Source organism: Burkholderia sp. MSMB617WGS (assembly GCF_001532025.2).
Taxonomy (GTDB): domain Bacteria; phylum Pseudomonadota; class Gammaproteobacteria; order Burkholderiales; family Burkholderiaceae; genus Burkholderia; species Burkholderia savannae.
Map to the genome: position 1 here is coordinate 2,268,481 of NZ_CP013458.1, position 14,963 is coordinate 2,283,443.

Sequence of the window (14,963 nt, forward strand, 5' to 3'; positions counted from 1 at the left end):
GCTATTCCCAGCCATTCCTAGAGCCCTCCCATGACTATCGCCCGCTCGATCCAGCGCACCTACCCCTCGCTTCGCACCACGGAAGGCGGCGGCTTCGTGGTTCACCGCCCGTTTCCGACCCGCCTGCTGACGGATTTCGACCCGTTCCTGCTGCTCGACGAAATGGGGCCCGTCGATTACGCGCCGGGCGATGCGAAAGGCGCCCCCGACCACCCGCATCGCGGCTTCGAAACGGTCACGTACGTGCTCGACGGCTGGTTCCGTCATCGCGATTCGGCGGGCCACGCGGGCGCGCTCGGCCCCGGCGACGTGCAATGGATGACGGCGGGCGCGGGCGTCGTCCACAGCGAGCTGCCCGACCCCGAATTCGCGCGCCGGGGCGGCCACGCGCACGCGTTCCAGCTTTGGGTGAACCTGCCGCGCCGCGACAAGATGATCGCGCCGCGCTACCAGGACATCCCGGCCGCGCGCATTCCCACGGCCCAATCGGCCGACGGCCGCGCGAAAGTTCGCGTGATCGCCGGCGATGCATTCGGCGCGCGCGCGACGATCGAGACGCGCACGCCGATGCTCTATCTGCATTTCACGCTGTCGCCCGGCGCGCTCGTCGAGCAGCCCGTGCCGGCTGGCTTTCGCGTGTTCGCCTATCCGATCGAGGGCGGCGGATTCTACGGCGCCGACAGGACGGCGGTCGACGCGCGCCACATGGTCGTGTACGCGGAAGACGGCGACACCGTGGTCTTTGCCGCGGGCGACACGCCGCTCGAACTGCTGCTGATCGGCGGCGCGCCGCTCAACGAGCCGATCGTGCGCTACGGCCCGTTCGTGATGAACACCGAGGACGAAATCCGCGAGGCGGTCGTCGATTATCAGACGGGCCGCATGGGCCGCATTCCCGCCTAGGCACCGGCGGCACGCGTCGGCCAAACGACGGAGGGCGGCAACGTCCGCCACTACAGCGGATTTACGTCACAATATCTTCTCGCGCCCGGCAAGGGCCGCACTACAGAAGGAATCCGCCGCTTTGAACTTCGAACATCTGATCCAGATTAACGCCGCCGACAACCCGGCCCTGCCGACGCTGACTCGCGCGCAGCTATGGGAAGGTCTCGTGCTGCGCGCCGAGCAGCCGCAGCTTTTCGTGATCGGCCTCGACCGCTGCATCGTCCACGAACGCACGGAGACGACGCTCGAGCGCGAGCTGCACTACGGCAAAGCGACGGTCCGCGACCGCGTGACGTTCACGCCGAACGAGCAGGTGCGCTACGACATCCACGCGGCCGACGGCGAGATCGGCGGCTCGCTGACGATGACAATCGAAGAGCGCGACGATCAGCAACTATTCCTGCGCTTCGAATACCGGACGACGCTGCCCGTCAGCAACGACAGCGAAGACGCGCGCCAGACGCACGAGATCGTGAAGGAAGCCTACCGCACGTCCGACATCGATACCGTCCGCCTGATTCGCGAGTACACGCAGGGCCGCAAGGACCCGGACCCGCTGCATTGACCATGCCTGGCGACGGCGTATCCGTCGCCCTCTTTGCCCATGCCTATCGACATCCAGGTTCCGATCAATAAACTTACGTTGTAAATGGGAATGGTTATCATTTAGAATTCATTCCATCGAATCGCAACTCACCAATCGCCTGAATGACCGAACCTATGCGCTCCAATACGCTTACGTTGCGCCGCCCGGGCGGCACCGCATCCAGCAGCCGCCCCAAGGCGGCCGTGACGACGCCGGCGGAACCGGTGAAGTCCGCAGCGAAACCCGCGGCAGCCACGAACGCCGGGCAGCGCGTGGTGAGCAGCGATGCGCTGTTGCAAGGCCAAAGCCACGTGAGCATCGCGCACAACGGCGAAACCTACCAGTTGCGGGCCACCCGCCTGGGCAAGCTGATTCTGACGAAGTAACGAACCGAGTATTGTGGGGACCACCTCTACGAGAGGTGTTGGGCATTAGCCAGCCATGACGGCTTGCACGCGAGTCTAGACCCCTTCGTGCAAACATATTCAAGCAGCCGTTATAGCAAGCCAAGCCGCTTTTTTTGGGGTTCTCACTGCGTGAAAGAGAAAGCGACGCGTCCGATGGCGCGTCGCTTTTTTTGCTTGCACGGCTTGCGAAGCGAAAACGCGCGAACGGCCGCCACCGGCTCGTGCCGACGATTGAGCGGATGTCGACGAATGAAATGCCGCCGTCGGGGTCAGCCGGCGCCTATCAGCGCGGCGATCGCCGCGCGGGCGACCGTTGCGTCCTGCTCGGATTTCACGCCGGACACGCCGATTGCACCGACCGTCTCGCCTTCGACGATGATCGGCACGCCACCCTCCACGAGGCCAACGAGCGGCGCGCTCAGGAACGACACGCGCCCCTGCAGCACGATGTCTTCGTAGACCTTGCTCTCGCGACGACCGAGCGCGGCCGTGCGGCCCTTGCTGATCGCCATCTCGACAGTGCTCGGCGCGGCGCCGTCCATCCGGTGCAGATACAGCAGATGCGCGCCGTCGTCGACGATCGCAACCGTCACGGACCACTGGTTCGCAACCGCGAACGCCTCGGCGGCGGTCGCCATCTTCTTCACGTCATCGCTCGTCAAAACGGGTTTGGTTTTCATCTCGACACTCCTTCGTGATGAGAGCCCATCGACGGCTGCATCATAGCGCTCGAAGCGCGTCAGAATCCCCAGAACATCAGCCACCACGCACTGTCGATCACCGCGAGCGCGGCGCCGAACCAGGCCATCGCGAACAGCCGGCGCGTCCAGCCCGCATAGCGGCCGGTGACCTGCCAGGCGAGCCATGCGCTCCACAGATTCGCGCCGGCGAGAATCGCGATGCGAACGCCCGATGCCCAGCCGAGCGGCACATGCTCCGCGCGCAGCAGCGACAGCGTCGTCGCCGACAAGCCGAGGAACACGCCGGCGCCCGCAAGCGGGATCAGCGCCTGAGCGAGATGGTGCAGCCGCACGCGCTCGAAGCGGCCGAGCATCGCGACCGCGCCGGCGAGCAGCACGGCAAGCGCCGTGCCGTATGCGAGACCCGTGCCGGAGATGTACGCGATGACGAGCGAGCCGTCGAGCCACGAGAACACGTCGTTGTGCTCGGGGTAGTGCGTGAAGACGAACCACGGCGCGTTCGTGTCGAGCGGCCACATGATGTCGTGGTCGATCAGCCAGCCCGCAAGCCACTGCTTGATCTGCACGAACCACGGGCTCACCGTCCAGTGGAACGCGCCGATCGCAATGCCGAGCAGGCCGTATAGGATGAGCGCCGTGTCCCAGCCGCTCGCCTGCTTGTCGCCGAGCGCGACCACTTCCTCGGACGGCGAACGCGCCGTCAGCTCGATCGCGCCGCGGTGGCCGCTGCAGCGGCCGCACATGTGACACGCCGCCGCGCCCTTCATGTTGCGAAGCGGCACGAGCGGCGCGCAGTTGATCGGAATCACGCGGTGGCCGTGTTCGCCTTTCTTGTACGAACGGCGCCATGCCTGTTCATCGACCTTGTAGCGCAGCGGCGCGAGGCGCGCGAGCAACGAGAAGACCCCGTTCACGGGACACAGATAGCGGCACCACACGCGCTTCTCGCGCCCGTACAGAAAGCCGATCACGATCGCGGCAAGCGTCGAGCCGCCGAGCACGAGCAGCACCGCACGCGGATACTGATAGACGCTGACCATCTGGCCGTAGATCGTCGTCAAGCCGAACGCGACGAACGGCCAGCCGCCCCAGCGCATCCAGCGCGGAATCGCACGACCGCGGCCGAACTTGCTCGCGAATTCGCTCAGTGCGCCCTCAGGACACAGCACGCCGCACCAGACGCGGCCGAGCATCACCATCGACAGCAGCACGAACGGCCACCAGATGCCCCAAAACACGAACTGCGCGGCGAGCGTCAGGTTGCTCCATAGATGCGCGGTGTCGTCGGGCAGCGGCGTGAACGCCGGCACGAGGATCAGGAACGCATAGACGAGTACCACGATCCACTGGATGCCGCGGATCAGCGCGCCGTGGCGCTGCATCCAGTGCCCGGCTTCCGCGACGAGGCTCGTGCGGCGACGGCCGACGACGGCGCTCATGCCGGCCGGCCCGCAGTCGCCGCCGGGTGTCGCGCCGCGCGCTTGAGCAGCAGATAGACAACCGCCCAGTAGACTGCGTACGCGACGAGGTTCGTGAGCGACGGATGAGCGCGGTAGCCCGTCAGCGTCGCGACGAGCGAGCCGAACGTGCTTGAATCGTCGAGGATCGCCGACGTATCCCACAATTGCGCGATGCCGAGCGGCAGGATCTCCTTGTCGATCAGCTTGTCGATGCCCGTCTGGAACAGGCCCGCGCCGAGGAACAGCAGCATGATCTCGGTGACGCGGAAGAAGTGCCGCCACGAGAAGTACTTGCCGCCGAGTTGCAGCACGTAGAACGTCAGGAATGCGAGGCCGAGGCCGATCAGCACGGCGAGCATCTGGCCGCCGTCGACATGTCCGGACTGACCGAAGCCGAGCCCGTAGAGAAAGATCACCGTCTCGCTGCCTTCACGCGCGATCGCGAGCGCGACGAGCACCGCGACGCCCCACCAGTTCGCGTCCTGCGTGCTCTTCTGCAACGAGCGCTCCATGTCGCGCTTCAGCGAGCGCCCGTGCTGCTTCATCCACAGCACCATCTGCACGATCAGCACGCACGCGATCAGCACCATCGCGGTTTGAAAATAGTCCTGGGCGTCGCCCGACAACACTTCGGTGAAGCCGACGAGCGCGGCGCCGAGCCCGACCGCCATCAGCAGGCCGGCGAGAACGCCCGCCCACAAATAAGGCAGGCCGCGGCGCGCATCGTCGTCGCCGTTCTTCAGCCATGCATAGAGGATGCCGACGACGAGCAACGCCTCGACGCTCTCTCGCCAGACGATGAACAAGATCTGACCCATTGTTTTTACCTCCCGGCGCCCGCCGCGCGGCCTGTCCGCGCGTCAAACGCGAAAACCGTTACTTCGCGACGATGACGCCCTGTGCCTGCTGGTGAAAATCGTCGAAAAACTTGTACTCGCCCGGCGACAGCGGCGCGATCACGACGAACGATTCGCCGCCCGGCGCGAGCACCTTCTCCTTGCGAAGCTGCACGCTCTCGAACTCGACGGCGCCCTTGCCCGTATTACGGATCTGGATCTTGATGCGCTGCCCGGCCGGCACTTCGATGCGCGCCGGATTGAGCTTGCCGTCGGCCATCTCGAGCTTGAAGGTCGGCAGATCGGCCGCATGCGCGGCGCCTGCGACGAAGATCGCGGCGGCAAATGCGAATACTCTGGGGAATTTCATCGTATATCTCTAAAAGGACAGCGCGCTCGTCGCGCGCCGTCCGTTTGCTGCTTCTGCGATCAGTACCCGCCCTTCTTGCCGATGCCGGCGAACGGGAAATCGTATTCGAGCGTGATCGGCTTGAACCACGCGCCGACGCCGGTTTCCTTGTCGACGTGGCGGCCGAACGCCGTGTGGCCCGCCTGCATCGGCGGCTTCACGACGAGCGTCAGGTGATACTTGCCCGGGCCGGCCAGCTTCACGTTGTCGCCGTAGTGGGGACCGTCGCTCGCGACCATGCCCATCAGATCGCCTTGCGCCTTCCACTTCGCGTCGCCCTGCTTCGTCAGCTTGTACGTGACCTGCAGGTACGGCATCCAGTCGCCTTCGGCGAAGCCCGTCGGGTTGTTCTTGACCGCATGGATATCGGCTTCCAGGTGGATGTCCGAATCCGACGCCTTGCGCATCATCCCTTCCGGGTCCATCGTGATCGGCTGCAGATACACCGCGCCGATCTCCATCCCGCCTTGAATCTGATGCTTGCCGATCGGGTATTCCGCCGCCGTCGCCGACAGCGCAGCGCACGCGGCCGCCAACGCGATACCGCTGCGAACAAAGGAAGCACGCAACATTGACACTCCTGTTTTTATCTCGTGATACACGTCCCGCCCGCGCGGACCCGGAACCCGGGGGAAAGACAAGAAAGCGATGAAGAACGTTAATGCGAACTATTCTCAATACAGGCGCAAGTGTAGCACCGAACGGCCTCCGAAACAAATGGAGATGCCGCTAAATCCCTGATCTGACAAGGCTTACAGCGAGATTAACGAATGCGGCGGGGGGCCGCGAAGCCCTCACTCGAGCCCGCTCACGTGATCGCCCACGTTCGCGCCGAACAAGCGCTCGCGCAGCAACGCGAGCTGGTCGCGCGTCTGCGCGGCTTTCTCGAACTCGAGATTTTTCGCGTAATCGGCCATCTGCTTCTCGAGCCGCTTGATCTCCTTCGCGATCTGCTTCTCGGACATGTCCTCGAGCTTCGCGCGCTGCTGCGCCTCCTTCAGCTCGGCGCGCGCTTCGTCGACGTTGTAGACGCCGTCGATGATGTCCTTGATCCGCTTCACGACGCCGCGCGGCGTGATGCCCATTTTTTCGTTGTACGCGATCTGCTTCGCGCGGCGCCGCTCGGTCTCGTCGATCGCGCGACGCATCGAATCGGTGATCCGGTCCGCGTACAGGATCGCCTTGCCGTTCACGTTGCGCGCCGCGCGGCCGATCGTCTGGATCAGGGAGCGCTCGGCGCGCAGGAAGCCTTCCTTGTCCGCGTCGAGAATCGCGACGAGCGACACTTCGGGGATATCCAGGCCTTCGCGCAGCAGGTTGATCCCGACCAGCACGTCGAATGTGCCGAGCCGCAAGTCGCGAATGATCTCGACCCGCTCGACCGTGTCGATGTCGCTGTGCAGATAGCGGACCTTGACGCCGTGATCGGCGAGAAATTCGGTCAGCTGCTCGGCCATCCGCTTCGTGAGCACGGTGATCAGCACGCGCTCTTCCGCCTTCACGCGCTCGGTGATCTCGGACAGCACGTCGTCGACCTGCGTGCTCGCCGGCCGCACCTCGATCCCCGGATCGACGAGCCCCGTCGGCCGCACGACCTGCTCGGCGGTCTGGCCGGACACGCGCTGCTCGTAATCGGCGGGCGTCGCCGACACGAACACCACCTGGCGCATCTTGCGCTCGAACTCCGGGAACTTGAGCGGCCGGTTGTCGAGCGCCGACGGCAGCCGGAACCCGTAATCGACAAGATTCTCCTTGCGCGCGCGGTCGCCGTTGTACATCCCGTTCAGCTGGCCGATCAGCACGTGCGATTCGTCGAGCAGCATCAGCGCGTCGGACGGCAGATAGTCGACGAGCGTCGGCGGCGGCTCGCCCGGCGCCGCGCCGGAGAAGTGCCGCGAATAATTCTCGATGCCCTTGCAAAAGCCGAGCTCCTGCAGCATCTCGAGGTCGAAGCGGGTGCGCTGCTCGAGGCGCTGCGCCTCGACGAGCTTGCTCTCGCGATGGAAGAACTCGAGGCGATCGCGCAGTTCGTCCTTGATCGTCTCGACCGCCCGCATCACGGTCTCGCGCGGCGTCACGTAGTGCGACGACGGATAGACAGTGAAGCGCGGAATCTTCTGGCGCACGCGCCCCGTCAGCGGATCGAACAGATGCAGCGAATCGACCTCGTCGTCGAACAGCTCGACGCGCACCGCCATTTCCGCGTGCTCGGCCGGGAAGATGTCGATCGTGTCGCCGCGCACACGGAACGTGCCGCGCTGAAAGTCCTGCTCGTTGCGCGTGTACTGCATCGCGATCAGTCGCGCGATCACCTCGCGCTGGCCGATCTTGTCGCCCGTGCGCAGCGTGAGGATCATCTGGTGGTACTCGGACGGGTTGCCGATGCCGTAGATCGCCGACACCGTCGCGACTATCACGACGTCGCGGCGCTCCATCAGGCTCTTCGTCGCCGACAGCCGCATCTGCTCGATGTGCTCGTTGATCGACGAGTCCTTCTCGATGAAGAGATCGCGCTGAGGCACATACGCTTCCGGCTGGTAGTAGTCGTAGTACGACACGAAGTACTCGACCGCGTTGCGCGGGAAGAATTCGCGGAATTCCGCATAGAGCTGCGCGGCGAGCGTCTTGTTCGGCGCGAACACGATCGCCGGGCGGCCGAGCCGCGCGATCGTGTTCGCCATCGTGTAGGTCTTGCCCGAGCCCGTCACGCCGAGCAGCGTCTGGAACGAAAGGCCGTCCTCGACGCCTTCGACCAGCGTCGCGATCGCGCTCGGCTGGTCGCCCGAGGGCAGGTAAGGCTGGTATAGCTGGAACGGAGATTCGTCGAACGTCACGAATTTCGATTCGTCGAGATCGTCGCGGGTGTCGGGATGATGTTCGGACATGTGGATGCGAGGGCGGCGGGCCGAAGCGGAGCAAAAGATCATTCTAGCGCGTCGACGCTCGGCCGGCTCCGCCCCGCCGCGCTCGCGATTCGCAGGCCCGATGCGCAAAAAAGCGCGTGCGCGGCCGCGACATTGACCGAAAGGAGACGTCGAATTCGCTACAATGATGCGTTGCCGCGCTTCGCTTTTCGCGCCGAGCCGCCGCCCTTTGCCGCGCTTCGCCTCACGGCCCGCCCGGTCCGCATCGGCGCCCGAAGCTGACCCTCTTTTCACAACTGCTGCGAATCAATCATGTCGCTCTTCTCCGCTGTCGAACTTGCCCCCCGCGACCCAATCCTGGGCCTGAACGAAGCCTTCAACGCCGATACGCGCCCGACCAAGGTGAATCTGGGCGTCGGCGTCTACACCAACGAGGACGGCAAGATTCCGTTGCTGCGCGCGGTGCGCGACGCGGAAAAGGCGCGAGTGGAAGCCGGCCTGCCGCGCGGCTATCTGCCGATCGACGGCATCGCGGCCTATGACGCCGCCGTGCAGAAGCTGCTGCTCGGCGACGATTCGCCGCTGATCGCGGCCGGCCGCGTCGTGACGGCGCAAGCGCTCGGCGGCACGGGCGCGCTGAAGATCGGCGCGGACTTCCTGCGCACGCTGAATCCGAAGGCGAAGGTCGCGATCAGCGACCCGAGCTGGGAAAACCACCGCGCGCTGTTCGAAATGGCGGGCTTCGAGGTCGTCGCGTATCCGTACTACGACGCGAAAACGAACGGCGTCAACTTCGACGGCATGCTGGCCGCGCTCAACGGCTACGAGCCGGGCACGATCGTCGTGCTCCACGCGTGCTGCCACAACCCGACGGGCGTCGACCTGAACGAAGCGCAATGGGCACAGGTCGTCGAAGTCGTGAAGGCGCGCAAGCTCGTGCCGTTCCTCGACATCGCCTATCAAGGCTTCGGCGAGAGCATCGAAGCCGACGCGGCGGCGGTGCGCCTCTTCGCGGCGGCGGATCTGAACGTGTTCGTGTCGTCGTCGTTCTCGAAGTCGTTCTCGCTGTATGGCGAACGCGTCGGCGCGCTGTCGATCATCACCGACAGCAAGGACGAAGCCGCACGCGTGCTCTCGCAGTTGAAGCGCGTAATCCGCACGAACTACTCGAACCCGCCGACGCACGGCGGCGCGATCGTCGCCGCGGTGCTCGCTTCGCCGGACCTGCGCGCCTCGTGGGTGCAGGAATTGGGCGAAATGCGCGACCGCATCCGCGCGATGCGCAACGGCCTCGTCGAGCGCCTGAAGGCGGCCGGCATCGAGCGTGACTTCGGCTTCATCAACGCGCAGCGCGGCATGTTCTCGTACTCGGGCCTGACGTCGGCGCAAGTCGACCGTTTGCGCGAAGAGTTCGGCATCTATGCCGTGAGCACGGGCCGGATCTGCGTCGCGGCGCTCAACACGCGCAACCTCGACGTCGTCGCGAGCGCGATTGCCACGGTGCTCAAGTAAGCCGGACGCCGACGCCGCGGCCTTTGAGCCGCTGCGGGGCTGCACCGCCGGAATGAGAAACGCGCTCCTGATGGAGCGCGTTTTTTATGTTCGTGTGCGGCGCGAGCCGCGCGTCGTCAACCGCGGGCGGGCGCCAACGCGAGAACCAAGGCGAAACGACGCGAAGCCGAGCTGCGGCCCGACACTCGCCGTTTCGGACACGGCTTACTGCATGAACCAGCCGTGGCTGACGACAAACGACTGGCCGGTGAGCGCCGCGCTCGGGAACGCCGACAGAAACAGCACCGTCTTCGCGACGTCCTCGACGGTCGTGAACACCCCGTCGACCGTCTGCCCGAGCATCACCTTCTTCACCACTTCCTCCTCGCTGATCCCGAGCTCCTTCGCCTGCTCCGGAATCTGCTTGTCGACGAGCGGCGTGCGCACGAAGCCCGGACACACCACGTGCGAGCGCACGTTGTGCTTCGCGCCTTCCTTCGCCAGCACGCGCGCAAGCCCCAGCAGCCCGTGCTTCGCCGTCACGTACGCCGACTTCAGCGGCGACGCCTCGTGCGAATGCACCGAGCCCATGTAGATCACGACGCCGCCGCGATCGTCCCGGTACATGTGCTTGAGCGCGGCCTTCGTCGTGAGGAACGCGCCGTCGACGTGAATCGCCTGCATCTTCTTCCAGTCGGCGAACGCGTAGTTCTCGATCGGATTGACGATCTGGATGCCCGCGTTCGACACCAGAATGTCGACCGAGCCGAACGTCTCGGCAACCTTGTCGATGCCGGCGTTGACCGCGTCCTCGTTGGTCACGTCCATCGCGACGCCGATCGCCTTGCCGCCCGCCTGCTTGATCTGCTCGGCCACCGCGTTCGCGCCGTCCTGATTCAGATCGGCGATCGCGACCGCCGCGCCCGCACGCGCGAGCTCCAGCGCGATTTCCTTGCCGATGCCGCTTGCCGCGCCCGTCACGACTGCAGTTTTGCCGTTCAAGTTCGAAGTCATTCCCGAAGTCTCCATCAGTTAAGTCAATGAAAGCATCGCGTCCGGCATTCATCCAGTCGTCCGAGCGGCATAGGCCGAATGGCAGGCTGTCGCCGCGCGGCCGACATTGCTATTGTGCATGAACGAGACCGCGCGTCGCGGTCAAACAGGCTAAGCTTGTTGTCGGTCACGCTCGATCGGAGGCGATATGAACTACCGAAGGCTGGGACGTTCCGGATTGCAAGTCAGCGAGTTGTCGATCGGTTCATGGGTCACCTATGGCAACCAGGTCGATCGTCGTGCCGCGCGAGAATCGCTGGCTGCCGCACGCGACGCCGGCGTCAACTTCTTCGACAACGCCGAAGTGTATGCGGGCGGCAAATCCGAGGAAATCATGGGACATGCGCTGAAGTCGCTCGGCTGGCCGCGCATCAGCTACGTGGTTTCGACGAAGTTCTTCTGGGGGCTCGCGGAAGCGCCGAACCAGTACCACACCCTCAACCGCAAATACCTGCTGAACGCGATCGACGCGTCACTGCAACGTCTGCAGCTCGACTACGTCGACCTCGTGTTCTGCCATCGCCCCGATCCGAATACGCCAATCGAGGAAACCGTGTGGGCGATGAGCGACATCATCGCGCGCGGCAAGGCGCTCTACTGGGGCACGTCCGAATGGAGCGCCGACGAGATCCGCGCCGCATACGAAATCGCCGAGCGGCATCACCTGCGCAAGCCGACGATGGAGCAGCCGCAATACAACCTGTTTCATCGCAAGCGCGTCGAGCAAGAATATAGGCGCCTCTATGAGGATTTCGGAATGGGGCTCACGACCTGGAGCCCGCTAGCGTCTGGGCTGTTGACTGGAAAATACCGGCACGGGGTTCCCGCCGGCAGCCGAGCCGAAATTCACGGCTACGACTGGCTGCGCGCACAATTGACGGACCCGGCGAAGAACAGCGTCGTCGAAGCGCTCGGCGAGGTAGCGCGCGACCTAGGCTGCAGCGTCGGCCAGCTCGCGCTGGCTTGGGTGCTGAAGAATCCTCGCGTCAGCACCGTAATCACCGGCGCGTCGCGTGTCGAGCAAATCATCGAGAACATGCGCTCGCTCGACGTGGCGGCAAAGCTCACGCCGGACGTCAAGCAGCGGGTCGAGCAGCTCGTCGGCGATGCCTACCAGTAGCCGCACGGCAGACCGAATCGCATACTCGCGTACAATACGCGACCGCATCTGCCAGCCACGCCAGCAGGCGTTGCGACATCATTCGCACGTCCCGCCGCTCGGCCGATTTCCACGTCTCGCTCCGTATTTCTCTCGCCATGCTCAGCTATCGTCACGGCTTTCACGCCGGCAACCACGCGGACGTCCTCAAGCACGCCGTTGTCGTGCAGTTGCTGCGTCATTTGAACAAGAAGGACAAGTCGTACTGGTACATCGACACGCACGCAGGTGCAGGCGTCTACTCGCTCTTCGACGGTTATGCGGCGAAAACCGGTGAGTTCAGTACGGGGATCGAAAAAATTTGGGATGCGGCGGATCTGCCCGAAGCACTGGCCAACTATGTCGACGAAGTCCGCGCGCTGAACAGCGGCGGCGAGCTGCGCTACTATCCGGGCTCGCCCTATCTCGCATGGCGAATGATGCGCGAACAGGACCGGATGCGCCTGTTCGAGCTGCACACTACCGAAATCGACGTGCTACGACACAATTTTCGCGATGCGGGGCGACGCGCGATGATCTACGCCGGCGACGGATTCGAAGGCATCAAGGCGCTGCTGCCACCGCCGCCGCGGCGCGCGCTCGTGTTGATCGACCCGTCATACGAGGACAAGCGCGACTATGCAAAGACGATCACCTGCGTGGAAGAAAGCCTGAAACGATTTGCAACGGGATGCTATGCGATCTGGTATCCACAGGTGAGCCGCCCCGAATCTCAGAAATTCGCCGATCATCTGAAACGACTGCAGCCGAACAACTGGCTGCATCTGAGCTTGACTGTGAGCCGTCCTCCTTCTGACGGCTATGGCCTGTTCGGCAGCCGAATGTTCATCCTGAATCCGCCATATACGCTGATCGACTCGATGAAAGAGACTCTCCCGTATCTCGTCGAAAAGCTTGGGCAAGATGGCGGCGCGACGTTTGCGATCGAGCACCGCGGCAACTGACTTCGCGCTGTTTACTAATGCGGCGCGGGAGATTTGAGCGGAACGGCCGAATTCGGCACTGCGATGTACGGGATGATCACCATCGGCGCCGTTGAACCGGAAGACAGTTCCGTCATCGGCGCAGGTTGCGCAGGCGCGACAATCGAAGCATGCGATAAGGGCGCGTTCTGCAGCACGATACCGCCCTTACCGTCGTGAATGCCGCTTTGCGTGTCCAAGATCAGCGGCGCACCACCGTTTGCTCCAGCAATCGCAGCCGTTGCGATGCCGCATAGTGCGACGCAACCGATCGCGAAGCAGAAAAAGCGCTTGACGACTTTCATCCGGCCCCCGTTTCAGACGACGCTGATTGTACGCCGATAGGCTACGATATCTGTACTGGACGTTTCCAGCTTATGAAAAGACAAAGCCCCGTCAATACGGGGCTTTCCTTTACTCGCGCACTAAGCGCGTGACGCGACGTCTTGCCGCTTCGAGTTACAGCGAGTAGCCGTTGGCTTCCAGCGAACGGATGCGCTGTTCGAGTTGAACGATGTCGCTCGACGATGCCAAGTAGGCTTCACGGCGGTCGCGCTCTGCAGCTTCAAACCAGTTACTCAGCTTTTCGATGATGTAGGCAAACATGTTGGCTCTCCAAGGAAGGTTGAGATCCCCTGGTGAATCGACTTCAGGGATATCCCGCATAGGGTTAACCCGATTATAGCCTGATTGCACCAACTTGCCAGTGAAATGCTCGAATGTGATGCATGCCGATTTGGAATAGATCAAACAATTCCAACTTAAGCGTCTGATTTTTGAGGCACTTTCGTAGTCCGCTGCGCCAGAATCCCACGTCAGAATGCACTATTTTGGGTCACAGCAAGGGTTAGCCAAGCGCTCCAAAATGGGGCAATCCGGTCGGTCATCTCCACTGCAATGCGCGGCAAGGTTCGCAAGCGTGTTCCGCATGTCGGTAAGCTCGGCGATCCGGCCGTCAAGTTCGGCCACGTGCTCGATCGCAATCGCTTTGACTTCGGCGCTCGCTCTCGAGCGATCTTGCCAGAGCGCCAGCAGTTTCCGGATGTCGTCGACGAGAAACCCCAGCCGTCGCGCCTGCCGGATGAAGCGGAGCAAGTGGATTTCTTCATCGTGGTAGACGCGGTATCCCGAATCGGTACGCTTCGCCGGATTGAGAAGGCCTACGCTTTCGTAGTAGCGGATCATCTTTGCGCTGACGCCCGTTGCCTTTGCGGCCTCTCCGATGTTCACAATTCGCTCCAGACAGAATCACGACTCGAATGTTAGCGCGTTCTGCCAAATATCTTCTTCGCTGTCCGACTGCGGCTTGCGCTGAAGTCAGGCCCCCGACCAGGGGTATCGCACGACGAACGAGAACCAGAACTAGGCTGACAGCGAAGCATCCGGAAGTTACTGCTCGATGGAAAACATCTGGCCACCGGCTCAAGGCGGAATAAGTATCGCCGTCGCTCCGAAAAGGCTCGCCAGTGACCAAGGCGCTCACGCTGCGAAACGCGTGGAGCAGATCGGCGGACGAGACGCGGGGCCGGTCGAATCCCAAGAGCGCGTGCGTACCGTCCGAGAGGCCCGCCCGCGCTCGAGCGAGAAGTAAGCGCCTCACGGCGACCGTCGTAGACGAGGGCGAGAAGCGACATCAAAGTGGTGCCCATCATTTTCGATTTGATGGACATCACCGTGACAGAGCCGGAAGCCAAGCCCGGGAGCCGCAAGGGGCGCCCAAACTATGATCGCGAGTTTCGACGCCGTCTTGCGGCCGCGGCATGCGAGCCGGGTGCTTCGGTCGCAAAGCTGGCGCGCGAGAATGGCATCAATGCAAACATGCTGTTCACGTGGCGGCGTCGCTATCGCGAGCAATTGCTGGCCCAAACGACGTCGCTGATTCCGGTGGCGGTGGTCGATGAAACGCCGGCGCAGCGCGTGACCATGCCCTCGGAAGCTCGGGCAGTGGGCAACCGCACTACTCGAGCCGGGACAATCGAGATTCGATTCGGTGAGGTGGTCGTCAAGGTGGACGGCATTGTGGACGCCGACACGCTACGTGTTGTACTGGGGAGCATGCAATCGTGATCTCTCTTCCCACGGGTACCCGA

The 14,963-nt window shown here is 63.6% G+C and carries 17 protein-coding genes; 7 read left to right on the forward strand and 10 right to left on the reverse strand.

What is annotated here, in order from left to right; genetic code table 11:
* The first annotated feature begins 30 nt into the window (after nt 1-30).
* From WT60_RS30905 to WT60_RS30915, 3 genes are all read left to right on the forward strand, one after another.
* Nucleotides 31-903 (forward strand): pirin family protein, encoded by an 873-nt coding sequence (locus WT60_RS30905; protein ID WP_038748163.1) that lies wholly within the window; start codon nt 31-33, stop codon nt 901-903.
* Nucleotides 904-1,024: 121 nt separating this feature from the next.
* The gene (locus WT60_RS30910; protein WP_038748161.1) at nt 1,025-1,510 is read left to right on the forward strand and encodes an SRPBCC family protein; all 486 of its coding nucleotides are present in this window, start codon (nt 1,025-1,027) and stop codon (nt 1,508-1,510) included.
* A gap of 176 nt (nt 1,511-1,686) precedes the next feature.
* A complete protein-coding gene (locus tag WT60_RS30915) occupies nt 1,687-1,917 on the forward strand; it encodes a hemin uptake protein HemP (RefSeq protein WP_317135478.1) in 231 nt (76 codons plus the stop codon).
* Nucleotides 1,918-2,207: 290 nt separating this feature from the next.
* Here the strand turns inward: WT60_RS30915 and WT60_RS30920 are convergent, their stop codons facing one another.
* The 6 genes from WT60_RS30920 to uvrB form a co-directional block, all read right to left on the reverse strand.
* Entirely contained in the window at nt 2,208-2,618 is a 411-nt protein-coding gene (locus tag WT60_RS30920; RefSeq protein ID WP_038748157.1) for a heme-binding protein, read from the reverse strand.
* A gap of 59 nt (nt 2,619-2,677) precedes the next feature.
* On the reverse strand, nt 2,678-4,078 hold the full coding sequence (locus WT60_RS30925) for a 4Fe-4S binding protein (protein WP_038748156.1): 1,401 nt from the start codon (nt 4,076-4,078) through the stop codon (nt 2,678-2,680).
* Nucleotides 4,075-4,917 (reverse strand): FTR1 family protein, encoded by an 843-nt coding sequence (locus WT60_RS30930; RefSeq protein WP_038748154.1) that lies wholly within the window; start codon nt 4,915-4,917, stop codon nt 4,075-4,077. The genes WT60_RS30925 and WT60_RS30930 overlap by 4 nt, the downstream gene beginning before the upstream one ends.
* Nucleotides 4,918-4,975: 58 nt before the next feature.
* Entirely contained in the window at nt 4,976-5,305 is a 330-nt protein-coding gene (locus WT60_RS30935) for a cupredoxin domain-containing protein (RefSeq protein WP_038748152.1), read from the reverse strand.
* A gap of 59 nt (nt 5,306-5,364) precedes the next feature.
* On the reverse strand, nt 5,365-5,916 hold the full coding sequence (locus WT60_RS30940; RefSeq protein ID WP_038748151.1) for an iron transporter: 552 nt from the start codon (nt 5,914-5,916) through the stop codon (nt 5,365-5,367).
* Between the two features lie 222 nt (nt 5,917-6,138).
* Nucleotides 6,139-8,229, reverse strand: coding sequence for an excinuclease ABC subunit UvrB (uvrB, locus tag WT60_RS30945; protein ID WP_059671238.1), 2,091 nt, complete (start codon nt 8,227-8,229; stop codon nt 6,139-6,141).
* Between the two features lie 291 nt (nt 8,230-8,520).
* On the opposite strand from uvrB, the gene WT60_RS30950 reads away from it, so the two are divergent.
* Nucleotides 8,521-9,720 carry an amino acid aminotransferase gene (locus WT60_RS30950; protein ID WP_038748148.1) on the forward strand — a complete coding sequence of 400 codons (1,200 nt, stop codon included), beginning with the start codon at nt 8,521-8,523 and terminating at the stop codon, nt 9,718-9,720.
* A 204-nt stretch (nt 9,721-9,924) separates the two neighbouring features.
* Here WT60_RS30950 and WT60_RS30955 read toward each other — a convergent pair whose 3' ends face one another.
* Complete coding sequence (locus WT60_RS30955) at nt 9,925-10,713, reverse strand: 3-hydroxybutyrate dehydrogenase (protein WP_060819792.1); 789 nt, start codon at nt 10,711-10,713, stop codon at nt 9,925-9,927.
* 187 nt (nt 10,714-10,900) lie between these two features.
* Between WT60_RS30955 and WT60_RS30960 the strand changes: the two genes are divergently transcribed.
* Both WT60_RS30960 and rlmJ read left to right on the forward strand, forming a co-directional pair.
* A complete protein-coding gene (locus WT60_RS30960; RefSeq protein ID WP_038744514.1) occupies nt 10,901-11,872 on the forward strand; it encodes an aldo/keto reductase in 972 nt (323 codons plus the stop codon).
* 137 nt (nt 11,873-12,009) lie between these two features.
* The gene (rlmJ, locus tag WT60_RS30965) at nt 12,010-12,855 is read left to right on the forward strand and encodes a 23S rRNA (adenine(2030)-N(6))-methyltransferase RlmJ (protein ID WP_060356357.1); all 846 of its coding nucleotides are present in this window, start codon (nt 12,010-12,012) and stop codon (nt 12,853-12,855) included.
* A gap of 14 nt (nt 12,856-12,869) precedes the next feature.
* Here rlmJ and WT60_RS30970 read toward each other — a convergent pair whose 3' ends face one another.
* The 3 genes from WT60_RS30970 to cueR all read right to left on the reverse strand — a co-directional run bounded on the left by WT60_RS30970 (nt 12,870) and on the right by cueR (nt 14,103).
* Complete coding sequence (locus tag WT60_RS30970) at nt 12,870-13,178, reverse strand: hypothetical protein (RefSeq protein ID WP_052145007.1); 309 nt, start codon at nt 13,176-13,178, stop codon at nt 12,870-12,872.
* Between the two features lie 154 nt (nt 13,179-13,332).
* Nucleotides 13,333-13,479, reverse strand: coding sequence for a DUF3563 family protein (locus WT60_RS30975; protein ID WP_081989347.1), 147 nt, complete (start codon nt 13,477-13,479; stop codon nt 13,333-13,335).
* A gap of 219 nt (nt 13,480-13,698) precedes the next feature.
* On the reverse strand, nt 13,699-14,103 hold the full coding sequence (gene cueR / locus WT60_RS30980; RefSeq protein WP_038744516.1) for a Cu(I)-responsive transcriptional regulator: 405 nt from the start codon (nt 14,101-14,103) through the stop codon (nt 13,699-13,701).
* Nucleotides 14,104-14,511: 408 nt separating this feature from the next.
* On the opposite strand from cueR, the gene WT60_RS30985 reads away from it, so the two are divergent.
* Nucleotides 14,512-14,940 carry a transposase gene (locus WT60_RS30985; protein WP_231752061.1) on the forward strand — a complete coding sequence of 143 codons (429 nt, stop codon included), beginning with the start codon at nt 14,512-14,514 and terminating at the stop codon, nt 14,938-14,940.
* The last annotated feature ends 23 nt before the right edge of the window (nt 14,941-14,963 follow it).